5 protein-coding genes and 1 pseudogene are annotated in these 5,075 nt (G+C 70.0%); 1 reads left to right on the top strand and 5 read right to left on the bottom strand.

Annotated elements, in window-relative coordinates; genetic code table 11:
- The 5 genes from VF794_RS32380 to pgeF all read right to left on the bottom strand — a co-directional run.
- A partial coding sequence (locus VF794_RS32380; RefSeq protein WP_331116981.1) for a toprim domain-containing protein occupies nucleotides 1-447 on the bottom strand: 447 nt, incomplete at its 3' end.
- An 8-nt stretch (nucleotides 448-455) separates the two neighbouring features.
- Nucleotides 456-1,574 carry a DNA-processing protein DprA gene (locus VF794_RS32375; RefSeq protein ID WP_331116980.1) on the bottom strand — a complete coding sequence of 373 codons (1,119 nt, stop codon included), beginning with the start codon at nucleotides 1,572-1,574 and terminating at the stop codon, nucleotides 456-458.
- Nucleotides 1,575-1,754: 180 nt separating this feature from the next.
- Nucleotides 1,755-2,987 carry a LysM peptidoglycan-binding domain-containing protein gene (locus VF794_RS32370; RefSeq protein ID WP_331116979.1) on the bottom strand — a complete coding sequence of 411 codons (1,233 nt, stop codon included), beginning with the start codon at nucleotides 2,985-2,987 and terminating at the stop codon, nucleotides 1,755-1,757.
- Nucleotides 2,988-3,009: 22 nt separating this feature from the next.
- The gene (locus VF794_RS32365) at nucleotides 3,010-3,837 is read right to left on the bottom strand and encodes a tetratricopeptide repeat protein (RefSeq protein WP_331116978.1); all 828 of its coding nucleotides are present in this window, start codon (nucleotides 3,835-3,837) and stop codon (nucleotides 3,010-3,012) included.
- Between the two features lie 74 nt (nucleotides 3,838-3,911).
- A complete protein-coding gene (pgeF, locus tag VF794_RS32360; protein WP_331116977.1) occupies nucleotides 3,912-4,682 on the bottom strand; it encodes a peptidoglycan editing factor PgeF in 771 nt (256 codons plus the stop codon).
- Between the two features lie 144 nt (nucleotides 4,683-4,826).
- Between pgeF and VF794_RS32355 the strand changes: the two are divergent.
- Nucleotides 4,827-5,075, top strand: a pseudogene (locus tag VF794_RS32355) (diguanylate cyclase); the annotation flags it as partial.

Genomic DNA, 5,075 nt, shown 5'->3' with positions numbered 1-5,075 from the left:
CTTGAGCTCGGTGACGACCTTGCCGCGACTGGCGAGGATCTCGTAATCGGGCTGGAACGTCTCCAAGTCGACGCCCATGCCCTTGCTCGGCAGGTCGCGCACGTGCCCCATCGACGCCTTCACGATGAAGTCGTCGCCGAGGTACTTGTTGATCGTCTTCGCCTTGGCGGGCGACTCGACGACCACGAGGTAGTGCGGTCCCTTGCCCCGCCGTGCGGGGGCCTCGGTCTCCTCGCCGTCCTCGGCGGAGGCCTCCACGGTGGCCAGGGCCCCGTCAGCGCTCTTTCGGCGCGAGGAGGCCTTCTTGGCGGTCGTCTTCTTGGCGGCTGCCTTCTTGGCGGCCGTCTTCTTTCGCGCTGCCGGCTTCTTGGCTGCCTTCTTGGGGGCCGCCGTCTCCTCGACCTCCAGCTCGCCTGCCGTTGCCGTCTTCTTCGTGCGCGTCGCCATGATTCTCCTCAAACCTTCTCGTACAACCTTCCAGGGTGCTGAATGACGAGCCCCGACAGCTCCAGCTCCACCAAGGCGCCAATGAGCGCCGCGGGCGGGAGCCGGCTGTGGGCCAGCACCTCATCGAATGACCTGGGAACCCTATCCAACACCTGGTAGGCCCCCCTCGCTTCCACCGAGAGTTCCCGCCACGAGGAACCCTCTCCTGGCGGCACGATTCGATCGGGGTGGATCCCCACCGTGCGCCAGACCTCCTCAACCGAGAGACACGCCCGGGCATGACCATCCCGGAGGAGGCCGTTGCAGCCAGCCGCTCCCTCGTTCATCACGTCACCAGGCAGGGCCAGCACCGGCCGCCCCTGCGCACGGCCTGCTCGTGCCGTGTACAGGCTGCCCGAGTCCACTCCAGCCCGAAGGACCAGTACCGCATCCGATGCGCCCGAGATGAGCCGGTTGCGCCGGGGGAAGGTCGTGGTGCTCGCCCGGACCCCTGGCGGAAGCTCACTGAAGAACACGCCCCCCCGGGCCAGGAAGTGGGGCAGCAGCTTCGCCTGGGCGGGATCCAATTCGTCCAGCGCGGAGCCGAGGAAGGCCCACGTCTCCCCACTCGCGTCCAAGGCGCCCCAGTGACAGGCCCGGTCCACGCCTGCGGCGGCGCCGGACACCACGCCCACCCCACCCTCCGCCACCTGCCGGGCGAAGGTCCGCGCGAAGGGCAGGAATCCCTGGTCCGGGTGCCGGCTGCCCACCATGGCCACGCGGCGGCGCGGTGGTCCCACCTGCCCCCGGTAGAAGAGGAGCGGCGGAGCGTCGTCCACCTCCGCCAGCCGGGCGGGGTAGGCCCAATCGCCCTGGAAGGCCACGCCCATGGCCCCCGCCGCGCACTGCTCCAGCACCCGCTCGGATAGCAGGCCCAGCACGGGGACCTGCAGCAGCCGGCGACGCACCGGGGTGGGCAGGGGTGAATCCCCGAGCCAGTCCCTCACGGGGCAGGCGGCCAGACGAGCGAGACTTCCCCCGGCGAACGCACGCAGCCCGGCCAAGGCCCTCGGGCCCAGCCCGGGAACCGCCCAGAGCGCCAGGAGCGCTCGCTGCTCCGCCGTATATCTGTCCGTCGTGTCCGCCATACCCGACCCCCTCCTGGGCCCACCTATATAGAAGATGGGTCCGACGGAAAGGGGCGGGACACATAAACACCGGATAGCCGGTGGTCAAGCCGCACGTCCCCTGTAGTAGGGGTCAAACGAGCCGATCCCCGGGGTTCTGTGTCCCTTCCAGCGGACCTGTCGTCCCCGCGTCGGGGTGGCTCAGCGCTGGGCCGAGGGCTGCTGGGACACGCGCATCACGGCCCGATCGCCCGGGGCGATCTCCTGCACGGTCTGGGTGAGGACGCAGTTGGAGGTGCGCTCCTTGACCTCGGTGACGAGGCACAGGCCGACGTTCTCCGTGGGCAGCGGCGCCGCCTGGCTCTTCTTCTTGTCGAGCGCCAGTGGCGAGTCGAGCACGGCCTGGCGCGCGGGGTCACCCGGGCGCGTGATGGTGAAGACGTTGCCCACCTGGACGCCCTCGGCGCTGCCCTTGTCGATCACCAGGAAGTGGTGCTCGGCGGTGAGGGTCAGGTACGGCACGAGCGCGGTGATGACGTAGCCCTGGAGCTCCTTCTCGTTGCGCCGGGGCACCACCTGCTCCACCATCTGCTCGCCGTAGGGGCCCACCAGGTCCCCGCGCGCGATGGCATCCCACGTGTCGGAGATCTGCGCGGTGACGTAGTTGTCCCCCAGCGCCACCACCCGCAGGGTGCCGATGAACTCGGTGAGGAAGCCCACCGGCTTGTTGGTGGCCGGGTGCTTCACGGCCTGCACGGTGTGGAACACCACGTACCGGTCCCCGAGCTTCGCGTCCGCCTTGCGCTTGAAGCGCACGTAGACGTTGTCCGGGAAGGAGAGCATCTCCGCGCCCGTGGTGGCACCCTCGATGCGTCCCGCCTCGTCCAGCTCCCGCGCCGTGACGAAGCCCTGCGTCATCACCGCGCGCGAGGCCTTGGGCTGGTAGGTGATCTTCCCGGTGACCTGCACCAGATCCTCACCGCTGGGGGGCACCTCGGTGCCCATGGCCTCTTCCCCCGTCTCGGCGGCCACCGGAGGACCCGCACCCGTCTCCACGCGCGAGGGAACCTCCTCGCCTCCGGCGAAGAAGCGCACCTGGTTGCCCGGGTAGATCCAGTGCGGGTTGGCGATCTGCGGGTTGTAGGACCAGACCTTGGGCCAGTACCAGGGGCTGCCCAGGTACTTCTGGGACAGGTCCCAGAGCGTGTCGCCCCGCTCGACGCTGTGGACCTCGCCGGGAGCGGACTCCCGGCCGCCCTGGCCCGGGGGAATGGTCACCTTGCCAGACCGGTCTGGCTGCTCATCGACGACCTCGGAGCCCTGGGTCTCGTCGCCAGCCTCGGGCTCCTGCGGGTCTTCCGCTTCCTGCGCCCATACCGCGGGGGGCGCCAGGAAGGCGGCGAGAAGGAGCGAGGAGAGGATCCGCGAGCGCATCGGATGACTTCCTTTCGGACTGCTAGTGCGAGAGGGACGAGAGCCGCTGCTCCGCCTGCGTGGCGGCGGCCGTCCCTGGGAACTGGGTGAGGATGCGGGTGTAGAGCGCCCGCGCGTCATCTTTCTGGTTCAGCCGCAGCCGGCATTCGGCCAGCCGCAGCATGCCATCCAGCACGGCATCGCCGGCCGGGTAGCTGTCGATGAGGCGCACGAAGATCTTCGCCGCGGCGGCGTGATCCTTCAGCCCCATCTGCCCGAGCCCGCTGAAATACAGCGCGTTGTCCGCGCGCGGGTTGCGGGGGTTCTCCTCGGCGAAGCGCAGCAGGCGCTCCACCCCGCCCTCCACGTTGCCGGTGCGCAGCGCCGCCACCGCCTGCTCGAACTCGGAGTCCAGCACGGTGGTGTCCGCCTGCTCCTTCGGCTCGTCGGCCGTGGAGCCTCCGCCGTCGCCCTCGGACGCGGGGCTGATGAACATCTCCATGTCATCGGGAGCGGGCTCGACCACGGCCACCCGGGTGGGCAGCGCGGGCGCGGGGTCGTTGCGCGGCTTGAGCTTCACCACCGTCAGATCCCCCGGCGTGTCGAGGCCCTTCGCGGCGGCGGCCTCGGGCGAGGTGGCCGACGGCGTCTGGGCCGGCGCGCTGGAGCCACGGGCCTGGCTCATCACGCTGGTGTGCAGCTCCATGCGCTCCAGGCGCTTCTCCAGGCGAGCCTGGGTCTCGCGCATGGCGCGCACCTCGGCCTTGAGCTCCGCGAGCTCCGACGTCTTGGCGGAGCCAGCGGTGGCACAGGCGGACAATGCGCAGAGGGGCGCGATGCAAAGCAGTCGGCGGATGATGCGGCGCTCCAAACTCGGGCCTCGGGGGTTGGCTGGGAGGATAGGAAGCGCTGTCCGACACCGTCAAGAAAACGGCCGGACGCCGCTCAGAACCGGTGTACCACGAAGTTGAGGTGCCGGCCCGTGAGCCCCGCGTCACGCCGGTGCGAGAAGAATCGACCCCCATCACACGCCGTGCACTCGGGGAGCACGTCCACGTGGGCCGCCTTCAGCCCCACTGCCAGTAGCGTGTCCCGCACCGCCCGTGACAAGTCCAACCTCACCTGCGCCCCCTCGCGGGCCACCACCTCGGAGCCGAAGCCCGTGGTGAAGCGCTGGCCCAGGTCCTCGGAGACGACGTAGCAGCAGCGCTGGATGCAGGGCCCCACCGCCGCGAGCAGCCGCTCGGGCCGGGAGCCCCGGGCCACCAACGCCTCCACCGTACGCGCCACGATGCGAGCGTCCGTGCCCTTCCAGCCCGAGTGCACCGCCGCCACCCGCCGCCCGTCGGGATCCACCAGCAGCACCGGCACGCAGTCCGCCGTCCCCACCGCCACCCAGTGCTCCTGCCGCTGCGTCCACAGCGCGTCCGCTTCGCCCGCCTGGGGCCTCAGCGAGCCCGTGCCCTCACCTTCCCCCACCTCCACCACCCGGTCCCCATGCACCTGCTTCACCGTGTGCAGCGCGTCGAGCGCCGCGCCCACCGCCCCGGCCAGCCGGCGATGGTTCTCCTCCACCCGCTCTCTCAGGTCACCCACCGCGAAGCCCAGGTTGAGGGAAGCATAAGGCCCCTCGGACACACCGCCAGCGCGGGTGGCGAAGCCGTGCGGTACGGGCAGCCGAGAGGAGGACACGAAGGAGGGGGCCTGGGCGGGCATGTTTGTCTCCGAGTGGAGTACACTACCTGAATAATTTCCAAGGACGTCCGTTTGACAGTCTGCGTCAGCCGATCTGACAATTGACTTATCACTCACAATAAGGGGCTTGATGGCAACGGGTCGCCGGCCCCTGCCTCCACGCACATGGCATTGGGTCTCGATACCGTAGGCAGGAAGCTCCTGTGGAGCGTTGGCCTGCCCGGGCTGCTCGCGACCCTGTTGGGCCTGGGCTACTTCTGGCACGAGGCCAGACTGGCGGCGCGACATGCCACGCACGACGAGGCCCTGGTCCTCGCCGAGTTCTTCGGTGCCACCTTCCGGCTGCCGACGCCCGCGGGCACCCCCCCCCACTCCCCCGTCGCCGAGCTGCTGCGCTCGGACACCCGGCTCCTC

Origin of the sequence: Archangium sp., from assembly GCF_036389735.1 — a bacterium.
In the GTDB taxonomy this organism is placed as follows: domain Bacteria; phylum Myxococcota; class Myxococcia; order Myxococcales; family Myxococcaceae; genus Archangium.
This window is presented reverse-complemented; position numbering and strand designations above follow the sequence as displayed.